This is a genomic window from Euzebyella marina, assembly GCF_014855515.1.
GTDB classification, from domain to species: domain Bacteria; phylum Bacteroidota; class Bacteroidia; order Flavobacteriales; family Flavobacteriaceae; genus Euzebyella; species Euzebyella marina.
The window spans coordinates 1,896,721-1,914,612 of sequence record NZ_JACYFK010000001.1; the positions used below are offsets into that span (position 1 = coordinate 1,896,721).

A 17,892-nucleotide genomic window follows, 5' to 3' on the forward strand; every position below is an offset into this window, starting at 1 on the left:
TGTAGCTACCGTTTTGAAGGGTGAATCTTACATTTTAAGTAGCTTGTGGTCTGAAAAATGCTGCATTTGGTCGATAAAGGCACTGGTTTTATTACATTTTTCAGAAAGGCTTTGAATTAGTTGTAGGTCTATTTGTTCATGAAATCAATGTCTATATTTGTGGCAAACAATTCATAGATGCAGATTCATTTTATAGCTATAGGAGGTAGTGCCATGCATAATTTAGCGCTGGCCTTGGCACACAAAGGATATACAATAACGGGTAGTGACGATGTAATTTATGAACCTTCTAAAAGCAGGTTGAAAAAAGAGGGGTTGTTACCAAAGGAGTTTGGATGGTACCCTGAGAAAATACATGCAGAATTGGATGCTGTTATTCTAGGTATGCATGCCAAACCTGATAACCCTGAGTTATTAAGCGCCCAAGAATTGGGCTTGACCATTTATTCCTATCCTGAGTTTCTCTATGAACAGTCAAAAAATAAAACACGGGTCGTAATCGGAGGTAGCCATGGCAAGACCACCATTACATCAATGATTTTACATGTTCTGAACTATCACGATATAGAAGTAGATTTTATGGTAGGCGCCCAATTAGAGGGTTTCGACAGAATGGTTCATTTGACCGAGCATAACGACTTTATCGTACTTGAAGGCGATGAGTATTTATCATCACCAATTGATAGAAGACCTAAGTTTCATCTCTATAAGCCCAATATTGCCCTTTTAAGCGGTATAGCATGGGACCATATTAACGTATTCCCGACTTTTGAAAATTACGTAGAGCAGTTTCAGATTTTTGTAGATACCATCGTAAAGGGTGGCAGCATAACCTATAACTCTGAAGATGATATCCTCAAAAAAGTGGTAGAAGCATCTGAAAACCCCATTCGTAAGTTGCCTTATAGTACACCTGAATATGAAGTTGAAAACGGTACTACACTTTTGCATACACCAGATGGACCAATGCCAATAGAGGTCTTTGGCCAACATAATCTCAATAATTTGGCCGGTGCCAAATGGATATGTCAGAATATGGGAGTCGATGAAGATGATTTCTACGAGGCTATAGCCACTTTTAAAGGGGCTTCGAAGCGATTGGAAAAACTGGCTGAAAGCAGTGATTCCGTAGCATTTAAAGACTTTGCGCATTCTCCCAGTAAAGTGGCGGCTACCACACGGGCAGTAAAAGAGCAATACCCCGATAGAAGAATGGTTGCCTGCCTAGAACTACATACATACAGCAGTTTTAATCCTGAATTCTTGAAAGAATATAGAGGCGCTTTAGATGCAGCTGACGAGGCCATCGTATTTTACTTGCCCGAATCGGTAGCCATAAAGAAACTAGACCCTGTATCGCCAGAACAGATAAGAGAAGCATTTCAAAGAAGTGATTTGCGCATATTTACTAGTTCAAGCGATTTTCACGAATTTATACTGGACCAAAATTTTATTGATAAAGTATTGCTATTAATGAGTTCAGGTAATTATGGCGGACTCGATCTGGAAGAGTTAAAAAGGAGGATAGCCCCTTAAGTCCATTTGTTGTAAGAAAATATGTCACATTACAATTGGTTGGCATAGTACGTGTTACGTTGTTTTCTAAATTGGAGATTATGTTCAAGAAACTATCGATGGTCTTATTGGCCGTCATGCTTGGCATGTCAAATGCTATTTTGGAAGAAAACAGGACTTTAACCGACTCTAGACTGTATCCTAAGAGAACTGAGATACCCGCTGATGACGACACTTTATAATATTCATTGCACAGGATTTATATTGTTTTGAAATTCGGCCAACATAATCCAAGCTTTAGTTCGCTATCTTTATAAAATGGCACAGGATAACACTTCATTTTCTATTAAAAACTGGTCAGATGATGATAAGCCCAGAGAAAAATTGTTGCAGAAAGGGAGGTCGGTTTTATCGGATGCCGAGCTCATAGCCATTCTAATCGGTTCCGGTAGTAGAAACGAAAGTGCTGTCGACTTATCGAAACGCATATTGGCATCCGCCCAAAACAATTTGAACGAATTGGGTAAACTTTCCATAAAGCAATTGATGGAATTTAAGGGAATTGGTGAAGCAAAGGCCATTACGATTGCTGCCGCACTGGAGATTGGTAGAAGAAGAAGGGGAGAAGACGCCTTGAAGACTTCAAAAGTAGGAAGTAGTAGAGATGCCTTCGAGATACTGCAACCCATTTTAGGAGAACTTGAGCACGAAGAATTTTGGATTCTTTATATGAACAACTCAAATAAGGTGCTTCATAAATCACAATTGAGCAAAGGCGGGTTGACAGGTACGCTGGTTGATGTACGTATTGTTATGAAGCAAGCGCTAGAGATAGGAGCCGTGGCTTTGATATTGGCCCATAACCATCCGTCAGGGACATTGAAGCCCAGTCATCAAGATAGAAAGATAACCCAAAAACTTAAAGTGGCTTCAGAAGCTTTGGACATTAAAGTTTTGGACCATTTGATCATTACCCAAAAGGATTATTATAGCTTTGCGGATGAAGGGATATTATAAATAAAACTCCCTGAAAACAATATTTGGTATACTATGCTTCTGATTTACTCTCACAAGATTACACCGAGGCTTACCTATATTACAAGGCAAATATTCACTCGCATTTTAGGTATAGAAATTTCTTTTACCATTAAGGTCGAAGATTTTATAAAGCATACAGGTCCTAAAATTACCTATACCAAACAGGCGTTACAGAATGAATTCTTTATTCGAAGTAATGACCTATTGTTTGAACAGGGAATCAATGATTTTCATATAACCGTCAAGAAATGGGATGATACGCCGTGTTTTTTCAGTGCTGGGGAAAGAAGCAATGTGCCTTTTGACATTTTTTCGGCCAGTTTTTATCTATTGAGCCGTTACGAAGAGTATTTGCCACATTTAAAGGATGTTCACGGTAGGTTTCAACCAAAAGATAGTCTTGCCTTTCGCAATGATTTTCTCAAACTGCCGGTCGTTGATATTTGGGCAAATAAATTGTTAGAGCTTCTGAAGGAAAAGTTTCCTGATTTAGAATATAATCTGGGCTCTTATGACTTTACGTCTCTTATCGACGTGACCAGTTCTCATTGTTACGCCCACCGAGGTTTGGTCAGAAGTGCCGCTGGCTTATTGTATGATTTGGGGTCTTTGAAGTTTAAGAGGGTAATAGAGCGCATCAAAGTTTGGTTCGACCCTAAAAAAGACCCTTACGATAATTTTGGCCATCTTGTAGATTTGCATAAAGAGCTCAATATAAAAAGTGTTTTTTTCTTTCAATTTGCCACTTACTCTACCTTTGATAAGAATGTTTCTCCCAACCACAACAAATTCAGATTTTTAATCAAGTCGATAGCAGACTACAGTACTATTGCCCTAGCGGCTTCTTATAGTTCTTTTGAAGATGTAGAGTTATTAAAAAAAGAAAGGAAGAATCTAAAAGGGGTAATCAATCGATCTGTTGATGCCTCCCGTATGCGGTATAACCGATTGCACCTGCCGCAAACTTATCGCAATTTGATAGAAGCTGAATTTACCGACGATTATACCATGGGCTATACCCATGAACCAGGTTTTAGGGCAGGTACTTGCAGCTCTTTTTATTTCTACGATATTAGTCTTGAGATACAGCAGCCTATACGAATACACCCTTTTGCGGTTCATGATTACGCGTTAAAAAATTTCAGAAGGCAAGAAGAAATGTTGAGATGTGCCAGTGAACTTTATGAACAGGTAAAGCAGGTCAACGGTCATTTCATATCAATTTTTTCTAATGAGCTGTTAGGCGATTCGGTAAACAAGGTCGTTTGGAAAGAGTTTTATTCCCAATTTTTAAGAAAGTTTCATGTATAGAGAGACCATTACCGACATATTTTTTGACCTCGACCACACTTTATGGGATTTCGAAAGAAATTCGGCCCTAACCTTTGAAAAAATTCTTGTCGACCATCATATTTCAATTGGCCTTGATGATTTCTTACAGGTATATGTGCCGGCCAATCTTGAATTTTGGAAGATGTATCGCGAAGAGCGTATTACCAAAGAAGAATTACGCTACCAACGATTGAAAACGGTATTTGATAAGTTGCACTACAGGGTATCCGATTCGGTCATCAATCAAATGTCGGTCGATTATATTGAAAATCTATCGAATTTTAACCACCTGTTTCCTAATACACTACCGGTGTTGGAATATTTAAGCTCATCGTACAGGTTACACATCATTACGAACGGCTTCGAGGAAGTGCAGAACCGAAAGCTTAAAAATTCAGGGATTGAAAGATTTTTTGATCAGGTCATCAACTCTGAAATGGCAGGGGTAAAAAAACCGAATCCTTATATATTTCAGTTGGCTTTGAACAGGGCAGGTGTGGAAGCCCAGACATCTTTGATGATTGGCGATAATTTAGAGGCCGATATACAAGGCGCTATGGCTGTAGGCTATCACGCGCTTCATTTTAACGCCCATAACGAACCCCTGCACGAACACTGCAAAATGATTCATGACCTTATTGAAATAAAATCTTTCTTATAGAGTTATATAGGTATGACCCCTGAGGCCAGATAGGTCCTTTAAAGGTGATACTATGAAAAGGATTCTTTCAATTTGTTCCGTTGTCTTTTTATTGGCGGCAACGCTCTTCTCTTGTGTAGAAGAACAGGATTTCGACCAGTACGATGAAATCGAGGTAACGCCTACTCTAGAAGCCAGTATGTTATATGTAGAAGCGCCTGAAGACATGGTTAATTCTGCACCATCAAATGTCGTTTTTACCCAAAACTTTAATTTTGATGCCTTTAGTTATGACGCCTTTTCTGAAAGGGTGTTAGATGGCACCATCACCTATTTGGTAGAGAATACAACAAGCAAAACATTGTCTATCACCATAGAATTTTTAGATGATCAAGATAACCTTTTAGGGCAAGCAGATAATATCACGGTTGACCCCAATAGTACTTCTCAATTAGATGTTTCATACGGCGACGCAGGCCGCAGTATTGAAATAATAAAAAATACCTCGAGTATAAGGGTAAGCACTACGAATCTTGGTGACACAACCAGTGTGTCAAATCAGCCAGACCCAAAAATAGTGGTAAAATCAAGCGCTAAATTTAGAGTCCAGTTAAAATGAACCTAAAAAAATTAGTTTTCTTAGGCTTATTTTTGGCCAGTTTTGTCGTAAATGGGCAGAACAAACAAATTCTCTACGATTTCTCTGAAATTCCTCAGTCGGCAATGGTCAATCCGGGTGTTGAGATCGATTTTCAATGGTATGCGGGTATTCCAGTATTGTCCGGTGTTATGTTACAGGCCGGTTCTAGCGGCATTGCTGTTGACGACATTTTTGCAAACGATGGTATCGATATCAATGACAAGATAAGAGACAGGGCCATTTATGGAATGGATATCAAAGACGAACTTAGTGGTACGTTTCAAGTTGAATTTTTGAATCTTGGCTTTCGCGGAAAAAACCCGGATTTGTTCTATACAGGGGGTATGTACCTCGAAGGAGATGCTATCGGCTATTGGTTTAGAGATTATGCCATTTTGGCCTATGAAGGCAATGCGGATCGATTGAATGAGCGCTTTGATCTAAGTCACTTGAAAACTAGGGGCGAGTTGGTGAATGTTCTGCATTTTGGGTTAAATAAAAACGTTGGTGATGGTCTGACCATTGGCGGAAGGGCAAAAATCTATTCCAGTATTTTTGACTTTAATTCTACTAAGAACAGAGGTTACTTCGTTACAAGCCCAGGTGAAAATAATATTTATGTTAGCACCTTGGAAGCCAATATGCAACTTAGAACATCGGGAATAAACTCCATAAGCGATTCTTTTGATGATGAGACCACCGGAAGCACTATACTTAAAAGAGCGCTTTTGGGCGGTAATTTAGGTTTAGGTTTCGATTTAGGCTTTACGTACCATTTGAGCGATCAACTCGTGGTGACAGGTAGTTTACTTGATTTAGGTTTTATATACCACGCTAATGATGTAAAAACCTTTTCTCTTAATGGAAGAAATACTGTAGAAGGGTTAGAAGTAATCCTTCCAGATGCTTTTAATGATCCCGATACCGACTTCTGGGAAGATTTGGTAGATGAGGTAGAAGAGTTTCTTCCCTTTGAAGACGATAGTAATAGCTACGTTTCATTTCGGCCTACTAAACTATATGGATCCATACGCTATAATTTTGGTGAGCCTGTTTCCGGAATGGCCAACTGTGATTGTGGAATCAAAGCCGGAAGGTCTCCATCTAACAGGGCCAAATATGTCAATGGTTTGGGTGCACAGTTGTATGCCATTAACAGACCAAGAGGTCCACAGGCGGCCCTGACCGCATTCTATCATCGCCGCTTTGGTAATTTTATGGCTTTGAAAGCTACTTACACTGTAGATAAATTCACATATTCGAATGTCGGTCTAGGTATTAATCTACAAGCAGGACCGGTAAATTTCTACGCAATGGCCGATAATTTGTTAGCATATCGCAATATCGCAGCTAGCAATTACGCCTCTTTTCAATTAGGATTAAATATTATATCTTGGGGCAAACGATGACGAAGTCTTTTGCCTAGAAAAATTTTACAGAGTCTTTTTTGGCATGCTTTTTTCATCATGAATTGAGAATTGCTAAATCTGATTGATTGTGAAGAATTTATTATTGGTATTGATTGTAATGGTAGGGTTGCCGAGCATGGCCCAGACAGAATTGAACGACTATAAATATGTTATCGTTCCTAAAAAGTTCGACGCATTTAAAGAACCCAATCAGTACCAGACCAGCACATTGGTTAAACACCTATTCTCTGAGATAGGTTTTGAAACGGCATATGAAGACGAACTTCCCATGGAGGTCAACACCAACCGCTGCATGGCCTTAACGGCCCATATAGTTGATGGTTCCAACATGTTCACAACAAAGGCGGCCATAAAGTTAGAAGATTGCCAAGGAAAAGAAGTTTACACCTCACAGGAGGGAAGAAGTAAAGAGAAGAATTATAAAGACTCCTATAACGAGGCGATTCGTGAATCTTTTCGTTCCATAAGTAGTCTCAACTATAAATATTCAGGAAAGAGCAAGACTAACGAACCGATTAGCGTTAATATGCAAAATGATGTAAAGACGGTGGCAGCCGACAATAGTCAAAAGCCAAAGAATTTGAATAGTGCCGTGGAGCAGGAAGCTACATTAGAGCAACAGCGGTATAAAGACAATACACCGAAACCATCAAATTACACCAAACCTGCTACCAATGCGGAGGTTGTTAGTCAAGTGGCCACTCAAGAAGAGCAAAAGTATAAGGATAATACGCCTAAATCTTCCTCCATAAATAAATCCGTTTCAGGAGCTCAGATTAAAAATACAAGACCGAGTGAAGGGGTTTTGTATGCTCAAGGTTTGGATAACGGATATCAGTTGGTAGACAGTACTCCAAAGATTAGGCTAAAAATCTATCGAACCTCCATTCCCGACTATTATTTAGCAGAAAGCGATACGGAGTCTGGGGTAGTATTTGAGAATAACGGTAAGTGGTTTTTTGAATACTATGAGAATGACCAACTAGTGACCGAAAGTTTAGAGATTAAGTTTTAGAATCGTATTTGTTTTTCCATCTTTTTTGGAGAAACTCATCTATACTTTTCTCACGGGCATTGTTAGCAGGTTCATAGAAGGCAGTTCCTTTTAATTCTTCCGGCAGAAATTCCATTTCTACAAAATTATTAGTGTAGTCATGCGCATATTGATATCCAGACCCATAACCTAAATCTTTCATAAGTTTGGTTGGGGCATTTCTAAGCGGTAACGGAACCGAAAGGTCTCCGGTTTCCCTAACAGCCTGCTGAGCCTTGTTTATGGCCATATAGCTCGCATTGCTTTTAGGTGAAGTTGCCAGATAAATGGCGCACTGGCTAAGAATAATTCTTGCTTCCGGGTAGCCAATAGTATTTACCGCCTGAAAGGCGTTATTGGCAATGACCAATGCGGTAGGGTTGGCCAACCCAATATCTTCAGATGCCGAAATCAGTAATCTTCTGGCTATAAATTTTACATCTTCGCCCCCTTCGATCATTCTGGCGAGCCAATAAACAGCTCCGTTTGGGTCACTGCCCCTAATCGATTTGATAAACGCTGAAATGATGTCGTAATGCTGCTCCCCAGTTTTATCGTATAGAACGGTATTTTTTTGTACTCTGCCCAATACAAGTTCATCTGTTATTAGAATTTTGTCTCCATCAACAGAATTGATAACCAACTCAAATATGTTAAGTAGCTTTCGTCCATCACCGCCAGATAGGCGAAGAAGCGCTTCGGTTTCCTTTAATTCGATCTGTTTCTTTTTGAGAAACGAATCCTCTTTGATAGCTCTGTTAAGAAGATTTTCTAAATCTTCTTTTCCAAAAGCATTCAATACATATACTTGACAACGTGAGAGCAAGGCAGGAATAACTTCAAAACTTGGGTTCTCGGTAGTCGCACCAATTAAGGTGACCCAACCTTTTTCTACCGCGGCCAATAAAGAATCTTGTTGAGATTTACTGAAACGATGAATTTCATCGATAAATAAAATGGGGTTTTTATAGGTAAAAAGCCCCCCACTTTGTTTTGCCTTGTCTATAACTTCGCGTACATCTTTAACACCACTATTGATTGCGCTTAGCGTGTAGAAAGGTCTATCACTCTCTGAGGCAATGATATTGGCCAAGGTTGTTTTTCCAGTGCCAGGAGGCCCCCAAAATATTAAAGAGGGAATGATTCCTCTCTTAATCTGTTGTGTTAAGGAACCATTTTCACCAACCAAATGTCTTTGACTGATATAGTCAGTAATCGTTTTGGGCCTAACTCTTTCTGCTAAAGGTTCGTTCATTTGGTGAAATTATAAATTGTATAATCGATTTCAAATCTTATCTGAACTAAAGTATTTATTTAAATTCTGACAATTCTTCATACTGCTGAAAGTGGCGAAATTATTGCTATAGTTGTAGTATGACAAATACCACTGATTTTAGGTATACCAATTTGGTAGTGATACTTCCACTGTGTAGTGTTCTGCTCATTTGGTCGGTTTTCTACTTAGAGCTTAAATTACATATCAATCTCAATGAATATGGTATTTACCCTTTAAAGCTTGAAGGTTTAAGAGGTGTGTTGTTCAGTCCGTTTATTCACGGTTCGGTCGAACATCTTTATAATAATACAATTCCGTTGGCGGTGCTCACAGCTGCTCTCAGTTATTTTTATCGAGACATGGTTTTCAGAGTTTTACTTCTTGGAACGATTTTAACGGGATTGTTAACTTGGGTTATCGGAAGACCTTCATTTCATATTGGCGCTAGTGGAATTATTTATTTACTGGCAAGTTTTATATTTTTTAAAGGAATATTCGCCAAGCATTACCGCTTGGTGGCTTTGTCATTGGTAGTTGTGTTTATATATGGCAGTATGCTATGGTATATTTTTCCGATAAAGGAAGGTGTATCTTGGGAGGGCCACTTGAGTGGGTTTTTGATGGGGCTTATCTTTGCGCTTTTGCTAAAGGGAACCTTGCCCCTAAAAAAAAAATACGATTGGGAAAGAGAGGATTATGATGAGGAATCGGATGAATTTTTACAGCAGTTCGATGATGAAGGTAATTTCATTGGAGGTAGGGTAGGGGAGCAGGAAAGAAATGATATTAAAATCATTCATGATTGGAAAGAGGATGAAAGCAACAAGAACAGAGAAAATATTTGATTCTTGCAGTACAAAAATTGATTTCTCTAGTTACTGACGTTGTCTCACGGCCTCGTACAAAAACACGGCACATGCTACGGAAACGTTTAAACTACCAATTTCTCCCAATAACGGAATCTTTGCTATCTCATCAACTGCTTTTAAAGTAGAAGGAGAGATTCCACGGTCTTCAGAACCCATCACTATCGCCGTGGGGCCTGATAAGTCAACATTATAGATTTCCTTATCGGTTTTTTCGTTTGCAGCAACAACAGTAACTCCACTGGCCTGTAAATAAAACACGGCGTCCTTAATATGGTCTACTTTAACCAAAGGAACACGAAACACTGCTCCAGCCGATGTTTTAATAGTGTCGGCCGTAACCGGGGCCGCGCCTTTCTTTTGAATAATAATACCATGGACACCGGTACATTCGGCAGTTCGAATTATAGCACCAAAATTACGGACGTCTGATAATTGATCGAGCAATAGAAATAATGGTTTTGTTTGTCCATTATTCACTTGCTCGACCAAATCTTCTAGTTCATAAAAACTCACAGGAGATATTTGTGCAACTACCCCTTGATGATTGTTTTTAGTAAGGTTATTGAGCTTTTCAACCGGCACATAAGTGGCCTTGATTCCGTTTTTTCTCAAAATGGTCTCGAGTTCACGAGAAAGTGTGCCCTTGAGTCCACGTTGAATGAATACTTTGTCTACTGGTTCATTGGCCTTAATAGCCTCCATAACAGCCCTAATACCGTAAACTCTTGATGATTTTTCCAAGGTCAAATAAGCTCAAAGATGAATTAAGCGTCTTTTATAATTGCAGCAAGTTCATAATCATTTTTAATGTCATACTTTTTGAACTTATCACGTTTTTCACTGGTAAGGTTAAGAGCTTTAAAAAGTTTGCCCCTTGATTTAGGCATTTTAGTCATAGAACCATCTTTAAATACTAAAAACTCTTTTTCAGATTTAGATATTTTTCTTTCAATCAACCCTAAAGTTTTAGTGGGAACCTCGACAACTTTACTCTCATAAATCTTTACTAGGCTAACATTATCACCACTTGCAACTTCTTCGTAATAATTTTTTTCTAAATCTTCCTCTGAGACCTTAAAAGTTCTATTGCCTTTTGTGATTTTCACTACAGATTCAGGATTCAAAATGTACTTTTCCCCTTTTACAAATATTTCGAATCTATCTGCCATGATGTTGTAGTTAGCAAGAATAGAGTAGGTGTAATTGTCTTTGTAGGTGGAAGTTATTCTAAGTTTTGTCCATTGGTCGAAAAGATAAATCGAACCCTTGATATCTTCATTTACTCCACCGGTATAGACGTCACTCACTTTTTGAATAGCGAAAAAATCTAGGTTGTTACTGAAAAGTCCATTTGTGGCACTGGGAATCCGTGATTGGCTGTACCCGACCATGTGACTTGCTGCTAGGGTTATTAGGGTTAAAATTAAAATTCTTTTTTTCATTTTATTATGGTTTAATGGTTTCTATTTTTAATATATACTGAAGTTGGTCGATTCAACTATATGCTATTTTATCAGAATATACCGTACTTTGTTTGGGGAAGAATATCTTATGTATTACGGTCTTTGAAAAGATTGAAAGCAACTAGGCTACCATCTGAAATTTTTTGTTTATCATTTTAAGCGGGTTTTACCTCAGGTCAGAAGTCAAAATCCGTTTCACTTGAATTCTTGTTGTAAAGGCTTTAAATCATTAATTAAATTAAGTTTGTCTCGTTCACCAAGAGTTATTTATTGGATAAATTAGAGAAAAATTTTAATTCTATTACTTACCATTTGACTTTAGGCAAAAGTACAATAGAATTAAACTCTATCGATTGAATTTAAGGAAAATATATGAAGAAGAGGGTGAAGATTATTCAAATTTATGCTTATAATGAATAAGGCCTATCTATTTTATTCTTTTCCTAAATCTTTTCTATTATTTCAACTAAATCTTTCCTTTTTGATATTAAGCAGTAATCTTGGTTCGAGGTTTGCATCTAATTCTAATATTAAAATGTTTGTCGCAAGATCAAGGAATAGGGTTAATAATTTGAATCACAATTATTCTATAAGTTGTAAAAAGATAATATAAAGGATTGGATTCTTACTCTTTGATAACCAAGGAAAGAATTCATTTATGATAGTGGTACATTGAAAATTAGTTAATGGCCACGAAATGGGGAGGCTTTAAATTTAGAGGCTTGAAATTGATTACTTTACTTCTACCTCCTTATTACGGATAAGCATTTCTATAAGCTTGTCCGTTCTAAAAGACTGACTCAGAAAAAATGCAAAAATCCTAATTTCATAAAATAAAAAAGGGCCTTCGAAATTTACAAAGGCCCTTTAATCAACTTATTTAGATCAGTTTAATTAACATCCCAAAACAATTTCGTAGTTTGAGAATCGCCACCTATAGCTGAAATAGCGGCATCTAACTCTTCACCGTTAAGAGTAGCCTCAGAAATTGGATATAGAAATCTTGTTGGAATATCTTCAGCGGTGAAACCATCAGGAACATTTAGGGTCGGTTGATCGAACAACCTCCAAGTAGTCCATCCCTCCATGCCATTGTTGAACATAGCAATCCATTTTTGGGTAGCTATTTTCTGTTTCCAGTCTCCTTCTGCAGTAGCATAAGCAACAGATGGTTGGGCTAAATAGGCATCAATTTCTTCTTGGGTTCCTCCCCATTCCAAGATTGATGTTTCAATTCCTCCAGCGTAAAATTCCTCTTGAGTACCCCCTACGGCATAACCTCTAGCCGCTGCTTCCGATAATAAGAAGTGTACTTCAGAAGCCGTCAATATATTTCCGATAAGATCCGGAGCTTTTAAAAGGTCAGAAATAGCAGATGCGCTAGCAGGAGAGTTTGCACTTCCATAAATACCGCCCACATACTCACCATCTAAAGTCTCAAAGTAGAATTGTCTTCTTGGATCCTCGAGACCATTAAGAACATCAATAAAGGTATCGGCTGCAACAAAGTCATTACGACCACTTTGAACCAATGAAACCCATACCGGGTTGGTATTAGGTGCAGCTCCTAAATACTGAATTCCAAAATTATCTGCATTCTCAGTTATAAGCGTGGCTGCGGCTGCAGCTTCGGCAGTTGATTGAGCCAAAGAAGCATTCACATCGGCAAGGCGCAATGCCATTCTTAAACGTAAAGAATTGGCAGCCTTTCTCCACTTGGTCATATCTCCACCATAGATTGGGTCTTGAGTGGCTTCAAATCCAGAACCACTTCCCATAGAGGTAATAGCACCATTTAACTTTTCAATTAAAGATGCATAAATAGTACCGGCATCATCATAGGCCGGTGTCGAATTTTCGAAATCCAGTGCTTCGGAGTAAGGGACATCGCCAAATGTATCGACCAAAACAGAGTAAGCATAAACTTCCATGAACTCAATGATGGCAAGTTTGTTGTTTAGGTTATCTGCTTCTTCTTCGATTAGATTTGCTCTAGCACCCTTTAAATCTTGCAATACATCTCTGTAAAGAGTGTTCCAGATACTACCTCCGATATTACGGGTAATTTGGTTGTACTGACTCTCATCTGGATATGTTGTTTGCGCCCAATATTGTGCATACAATCTAAAAACGTTATCATTAACGCTAGCAGAGTTCATTAAATCAAATAGGTTTCTAGCTGCGTTAGTGAAAAGTCCACTTCCAGGAACAATGGTTGGATATTTACTATCCCTATTGTATTCCTCATTTACTTCACATGAGACAGCAATGAGGGCTATACTTATGAATGTTATGAAATACTTTTTCATTACTTTTTTTTTTAAAATTCTAGATTTAAGTTAAGGCCTACTGTCTTAAGGGTTGGGTAAGAACCAGATAGATAACCTTGAACGTTACCTGCACCTAGACCTGACTCAGGATCAGCAAAAGGTACATTTTTGTCAATTATCCATAGGTTTCTTCCTACAAGACTAACGCTGGCAGCACTAAAGAAGCTATTGCTCATCCATTTAGTTACAGGCATCTTATAGGTAAGGGCCAATTCTCTTAGTTTGACATAAGAGGCGTCATAAACATTTAGAGCAGCAGGGTTTCTGCTAGCGTTACCCCAGTAGAAAACACCTCCATAAAAGTCTGCCGTTGCTCTAGTGGTATTAGGTTGACCATCTTCAGTAACACCTTCATTCAAGATACCACCACTATCAGGACCATCGGTTACAGGGTCTCTAACAGGGTTGCCCAATTCGTTCAATCCTGCGGTGTAATAAGGTAAACCGGTACCTTGACCATAATAGGTGTCTAGTGAGAAAACATCACCACCCTTTTGAACATCAATCAAGAAATTAAGGGTTAGATTCTTGTAAGTAAATCTGTTATTTACACCACCAACCCAATCAGGGTTTACATTTCCTAAAACCTGATCTGCTTGAGATAGATAGTAACCACTACCGTTTACTACTTTGTTTCCATTATCGTCAAAAACAAAACCAGATCCTCTGATTGCACCATAAGGTTCACCAATAGAGGCGTTGATAGAAACACCACCTTGGAAAGACTGTAATTGTAAATTTTGTTGGTCACCAAGTAGACTAAGTACTTCGTTTTCGTTTTTAGACCAGTTTACATTTACATTCCACGCAAAATTATCTGTTTGTACAGGTGTAAGGTTCAACCCAACTTCTATACCACGGTTTTCAATTTCACCGGCATTAACCCAACGGCTGCTGAAACCGGTTGCCGTAGTTGTTGACACTGGAAGTAATTGATCTTCAGTGTTCTTTTTATAATAAGTAATATCGAACCCAACTCGGCTGTTGAACATACGCGCTTCTAGACCAACTTCAATTTCACTGGTTCTTTCAGGAACTAACTGATCGTTTTGTTTGGTTCCTGGGAAAGATACCAATACTGAGTTGCCAAAGTTGTTATTGATGGTATAAGTGTCGTACACGTTATTGGCAGGCAAATCGTTACCAACTTCAGCATAACCCGCTCTTAGCTTACCAAAATTTAACCAACTTGCATCGATTAAGCTTGAGAAAACCAAACTTCCACTCGCACCGTAATAGTTGTACTTATTATTGTTTTCAGGTAGGGCAGAAGAGATATCATATCTATCAACCAAATCAAGATAGAAGGTATTGCCAAACCCTAGGGAAGCTTGAGCGTAGTAACCTACAACTTGCTTTTCGTCTACTGTCTCTACTGGTTTTGGCACAGCATTCACTGAATTCCTTAAAGCGAAAAGACCTGGAACAACTAGACCACCAGCAGTTGCTTGGTGATAGAAACTATAGGTTTCCCTTCTGTTGTTTATACCGGCAACACCGGCTAAAGTAATATTATCACTTAGACTAGTGTTTACATTGAACATCAAGTCATAATTGTACTCAGAATAGGTAATGTCCTTTCTGTCGTAACCAGATGACTCATCGTCCCTAAGAACCCCGAATGGTGCAGCAACAGAACCTGGTGCCCTTCTTTCTTCACGAAGCTCAGTATAAGTATCAACCGCACCTTTTGCAGTGATATCTAACCAAGGAGCAAGAGAGTATGTGGCGAATAGATTGCCAAAAAAACGATTCCTTCTATCCGACTGGTAATTCTCGTAACGTGTCCAGTAAGGATTGTCCCAGTAATGTGGTTGAAGAGGAGATCCTCCCTGAAAAAAGCCGCCTTCATGGTTCCAAGAGTAGTTCAACCCTGTCTGCTCATAAATTCTTCTTTGGTCTTCAATATCAACGTTAACCTGCCACCACTGTCTGAACTGAGACATTAGGTTGTCGCTATAACCAGTACTGTTTCTACCTATCATTCTTTGAACGAAGAAGTTAGCATTGGCACCTACGTTGAACTTTTCGCTAACCTTAAAAGTACCGTTAATATTGAAAATATTCCTATTCTGGTTGGAGTTAGGAAGCATACCACTTTGTTCAAAATTGGTATAACCAAGTCGGTACGTCATTTTTTCATTTCCTCCAGAAACAGAAACACTATTGTTGAATTGGAAAGCTGTTTCAAAAAAGTCTACTGGAGTATGAGCGCCCGCTATGTAGGGGGTAGCAGTTTGGTAGTTCGGATGTTCTGGAACAAAGGCATCCCATTGGTACACCAATTGTCCATTTAAAGGAGCACCGTATGACGCATCATCGTAGGTTGGTACGACTAAGTCTGGGTTACCGTCACCATTGGCATCGATATCTTCAAAATATCCGGTCGATCCATAATAAGGTCCGTACCCTGCACCATATTCATCCTGATACTCCAAAAATGTACTCTTGTCAATTTTACCCACAGTTACTCCTGAGGTGATTTGAACTTTTGCAGAACCTGCTTTACCCTTTTTAGTAGTAATAATAATGACACCGTTTGACGCTCTAGAACCGTAGATGGCTGAAGCAGCAGCACCCTTAAGGATGTTGATAGACGCTACATCATCAGGGTTAATATCAGACGCGGCATTACCGTAATCATAACCTGTACTACCACCCTGCTGAGCAGAGGTGTTGTTTAAACGGTTTGAAATAGGAATACCGTCAATAACGAATAAAGGCTGGTTGTTTCCAGTCAAAGAACTTACGCCTCGAATCAAGAAGTTTGCGGAACCTCCAAAGTTGTTGTTAGCCTTAATTTGAACACCACTAACTTTACCTGAAAGTGAATTGACAACGTTATCTACCTTAACAGTAGAAACGGCATCGCCCTCTAGCTCTTGGGCAGCATAACCGAGAGATTTTTTCTCTCTACTAACACCTAAAGCGGTAACTACTACCTCCTCCAATGATTCAGCATCCTCGGCCATTTGAAGGTTAATAGTGTTAGAAGCGCCTACTGGTCTAGTCTCTGTTTTATAACCAAGATAGGAGAAGGCAAGTGTTTGACCTTGACTAGCTGAAATAGCATAGTTTCCGTCGAAATCGGTTTGGGTACCATTTGTGGTTCCCTGCACCACGATGTTAACCCCTGGTAGTGGTAATCCGTCCGCATCGGAGACCGTACCAGTAATGGTTTTGTCTTGTGCAAAAGAGATTTGCACGAATAACGCCAAAAATAGCGTCAACAATCCTTTGTGTTTTGCTCTCATTTTATAATTATTTGAATTAGCTGATGGCAAAAATCATAATTTAACGTTAATAATGCAATTATTTTTAACTAAAACTTATGCATGCATAATATTATTTCTGTTAGAAATGCGACATATGGCTTCAATTTTTGTCAAAATTCCACAGATTTTTGGCTTCATGTTATGGAAATGCTGTGTTTTTTCATCTGAAAGTAGAAATCGATGATTGAATTTGTTAAAATATTTACGATTTATTAATAATCGATGAAACAAACCATTTTTTAATAATTAATAAGTAAATACATGTTAAAATACAAGTTTTAGCCTATAAATTAGGTCGTAATTATTTCATTTCATTTGATTTTTTCGTTTTTCCATGCTGTTTTTCCTGAACCTTCTTGTTTTGAATTTTATGTTATTCTCACAGAAACCCTTTCAGCTCTGAAATTAGTCTTGCTCTTTTGTAAATCCCCTTGTTTTATTTTTATAAAAAACTGGGTTTTCACTAAGTGGTTGTTAATGTTTCACTGCTGTTCTAGTAAGGGGTGCGGTGTATCAATGTTGCCTTTTTTTTAAATCTTTGAAATTTAATGGATAAGAATTTGAATTATTGCGAAATAGTCTTACATTTGCCGACCCTTAAATGAGGGGTTATTTATATACACATATAATATAGTATGCCAACAATTTCACAATTAGTACGAAAAGGAAGGTCCACGATTACTAAGAAGAGTAAATCGGCTGCTTTGGATTCTTGTCCTCAAAGAAGAGGTGTTTGTACGCGTGTTTACACAACTACACCTAAGAAACCTAACTCTGCCATGAGAAAAGTGGCTAGGGTAAGGTTGACCAATGGTAAAGAGGTGAACGCTTACATACCTGGTGAAGGACACAATCTCCAAGAGCACTCGATAGTATTAGTAAGGGGCGGAAGGGTGAAAGATTTGCCTGGTGTTAGATATCATATCGTGAGAGGGGCTTTGGACACAGCTGGTGTTGCGGGCCGAACTCAGAGAAGATCTAAGTACGGAGCAAAACGACCCAAGAAGTAAATGATTTAAAAGGTGTGGGGTGATCTGCGCCGAAAACGAAC

General features: G+C 38.6%; 15 protein-coding genes. 10 read left to right on the plus strand and 5 right to left on the minus strand.

Annotation, left to right across the window (positions count from 1 at the left end; genetic code table 11):
• Positions 1–177 precede the first annotated feature (177 nt).
• From IL356_RS07690 to IL356_RS07725, 8 genes are all read left to right on the plus strand, one after another.
• Entirely contained in the window at positions 178–1,536 is a 1,359-nt protein-coding gene (locus IL356_RS07690) for a UDP-N-acetylmuramate--L-alanine ligase (protein ID WP_121850026.1), read from the plus strand.
• Between the two features lie 80 nt (positions 1,537–1,616).
• Entirely contained in the window at positions 1,617–1,757 is a 141-nt protein-coding gene (locus IL356_RS07695; RefSeq protein ID WP_162987940.1) for a hypothetical protein, read from the plus strand.
• 76 nt (positions 1,758–1,833) lie between these two features.
• A complete protein-coding gene (gene radC, locus IL356_RS07700; RefSeq protein WP_121850024.1) occupies positions 1,834–2,532 on the plus strand; it encodes a RadC family protein in 699 nt (232 codons plus the stop codon).
• 33 nt (positions 2,533–2,565) lie between these two features.
• On the plus strand, positions 2,566–3,864 hold the full coding sequence (locus IL356_RS07705; RefSeq protein ID WP_121850023.1) for a polysaccharide deacetylase family protein: 1,299 nt from the start codon (positions 2,566–2,568) through the stop codon (positions 3,862–3,864).
• Positions 3,857–4,546 (plus strand): YjjG family noncanonical pyrimidine nucleotidase, encoded by a 690-nt coding sequence (locus IL356_RS07710; protein ID WP_121850022.1) that lies wholly within the window; start codon positions 3,857–3,859, stop codon positions 4,544–4,546. The genes IL356_RS07705 and IL356_RS07710 overlap by 8 nt, the downstream gene beginning before the upstream one ends.
• Before the next feature lie 52 nt (positions 4,547–4,598).
• A complete protein-coding gene (locus tag IL356_RS07715) occupies positions 4,599–5,144 on the plus strand; it encodes a hypothetical protein (protein ID WP_121850021.1) in 546 nt (181 codons plus the stop codon).
• The gene (locus IL356_RS07720) at positions 5,141–6,574 is read left to right on the plus strand and encodes a DUF5723 family protein (protein ID WP_121850020.1); all 1,434 of its coding nucleotides are present in this window, start codon (positions 5,141–5,143) and stop codon (positions 6,572–6,574) included. Before IL356_RS07715 ends, IL356_RS07720 begins: the two co-directional genes overlap by 4 nt.
• 88 nt (positions 6,575–6,662) lie before the next feature.
• A complete protein-coding gene (locus IL356_RS07725) occupies positions 6,663–7,610 on the plus strand; it encodes a hypothetical protein (protein WP_162987939.1) in 948 nt (315 codons plus the stop codon).
• On the opposite strand, the gene IL356_RS07730 is transcribed toward IL356_RS07725, so the two are convergent.
• Complete coding sequence (locus IL356_RS07730) at positions 7,600–8,883, minus strand: replication-associated recombination protein A (protein WP_121850018.1); 1,284 nt, start codon at positions 8,881–8,883, stop codon at positions 7,600–7,602. The two genes, IL356_RS07725 and IL356_RS07730, sit on opposite strands and share 11 nt — an antisense overlap.
• A gap of 119 nt (positions 8,884–9,002) precedes the next feature.
• Between IL356_RS07730 and IL356_RS07735 the strand changes: the two genes are divergently transcribed.
• Positions 9,003–9,749 (plus strand): rhomboid family intramembrane serine protease, encoded by a 747-nt coding sequence (locus IL356_RS07735; RefSeq protein ID WP_121850017.1) that lies wholly within the window; start codon positions 9,003–9,005, stop codon positions 9,747–9,749.
• Positions 9,750–9,779: 30 nt separating this feature from the next.
• Here IL356_RS07735 and rlmB read toward each other — a convergent pair whose 3' ends face one another.
• The 4 genes from rlmB to IL356_RS07755 form a co-directional block, all read right to left on the minus strand.
• Entirely contained in the window at positions 9,780–10,514 is a 735-nt protein-coding gene (gene rlmB, locus IL356_RS07740; RefSeq protein WP_121850784.1) for a 23S rRNA (guanosine(2251)-2'-O)-methyltransferase RlmB, read from the minus strand.
• Between the two features lie 23 nt (positions 10,515–10,537).
• The gene (locus tag IL356_RS07745; RefSeq protein WP_121850016.1) at positions 10,538–11,215 is read right to left on the minus strand and encodes a hypothetical protein; all 678 of its coding nucleotides are present in this window, start codon (positions 11,213–11,215) and stop codon (positions 10,538–10,540) included.
• A 911-nt stretch (positions 11,216–12,126) separates the two neighbouring features.
• Complete coding sequence (locus IL356_RS07750; protein WP_121850015.1) at positions 12,127–13,545, minus strand: SusD/RagB family nutrient-binding outer membrane lipoprotein; 1,419 nt, start codon at positions 13,543–13,545, stop codon at positions 12,127–12,129.
• An 11-nt stretch (positions 13,546–13,556) separates the two neighbouring features.
• On the minus strand, positions 13,557–16,820 hold the full coding sequence (locus IL356_RS07755; protein WP_121850014.1) for a SusC/RagA family TonB-linked outer membrane protein: 3,264 nt from the start codon (positions 16,818–16,820) through the stop codon (positions 13,557–13,559).
• Positions 16,821–17,476: 656 nt separating this feature from the next.
• Here IL356_RS07755 and rpsL point away from each other — a divergent pair.
• Positions 17,477–17,851 carry a 30S ribosomal protein S12 gene (rpsL, locus tag IL356_RS07760; RefSeq protein WP_010519393.1) on the plus strand — a complete coding sequence of 125 codons (375 nt, stop codon included), beginning with the start codon at positions 17,477–17,479 and terminating at the stop codon, positions 17,849–17,851.
• Positions 17,852–17,892 lie beyond the last annotated feature (41 nt).

Excerpts from the sequence above, each read along its gene's own strand:
- radC (WP_121850024.1), top strand. The coding sequence starts at position 1,834 with ATGGCACAGGATAACACTTCATTTTCTATTAAAAACTGGTCAGATGAT.
- IL356_RS07695 (WP_162987940.1), top strand. The coding sequence starts at position 1,617 with ATGTTCAAGAAACTATCGATGGTCTTATTGGCCGTCATGCTTGGCATG.
- IL356_RS07710 (WP_121850022.1), top strand. The coding sequence starts at position 3,857 with ATGTATAGAGAGACCATTACCGACATATTTTTTGACCTCGACCACACT.
- rpsL (WP_010519393.1), top strand. The coding sequence starts at position 17,477 with ATGCCAACAATTTCACAATTAGTACGAAAAGGAAGGTCCACGATTACT.
- IL356_RS07755 (WP_121850014.1), bottom strand. The coding sequence starts at position 16,820 with ATGAGAGCAAAACACAAAGGATTGTTGACGCTATTTTTGGCGTTATTC.
- IL356_RS07745 (WP_121850016.1), bottom strand. The coding sequence starts at position 11,215 with ATGAAAAAAAGAATTTTAATTTTAACCCTAATAACCCTAGCAGCAAGT.
- IL356_RS07720 (WP_121850020.1), top strand. The coding sequence starts at position 5,141 with ATGAACCTAAAAAAATTAGTTTTCTTAGGCTTATTTTTGGCCAGTTTT.
- IL356_RS07730 (WP_121850018.1), bottom strand. The coding sequence starts at position 8,883 with ATGAACGAACCTTTAGCAGAAAGAGTTAGGCCCAAAACGATTACTGAC.
- IL356_RS07735 (WP_121850017.1), top strand. The coding sequence starts at position 9,003 with ATGACAAATACCACTGATTTTAGGTATACCAATTTGGTAGTGATACTT.
- IL356_RS07715 (WP_121850021.1), top strand. The coding sequence starts at position 4,599 with ATGAAAAGGATTCTTTCAATTTGTTCCGTTGTCTTTTTATTGGCGGCA.
- IL356_RS07750 (WP_121850015.1), bottom strand. The coding sequence starts at position 13,545 with ATGAAAAAGTATTTCATAACATTCATAAGTATAGCCCTCATTGCTGTC.
- IL356_RS07705 (WP_121850023.1), top strand. The coding sequence starts at position 2,566 with ATGCTTCTGATTTACTCTCACAAGATTACACCGAGGCTTACCTATATT.
- IL356_RS07690 (WP_121850026.1), top strand. The coding sequence starts at position 178 with ATGCAGATTCATTTTATAGCTATAGGAGGTAGTGCCATGCATAATTTA.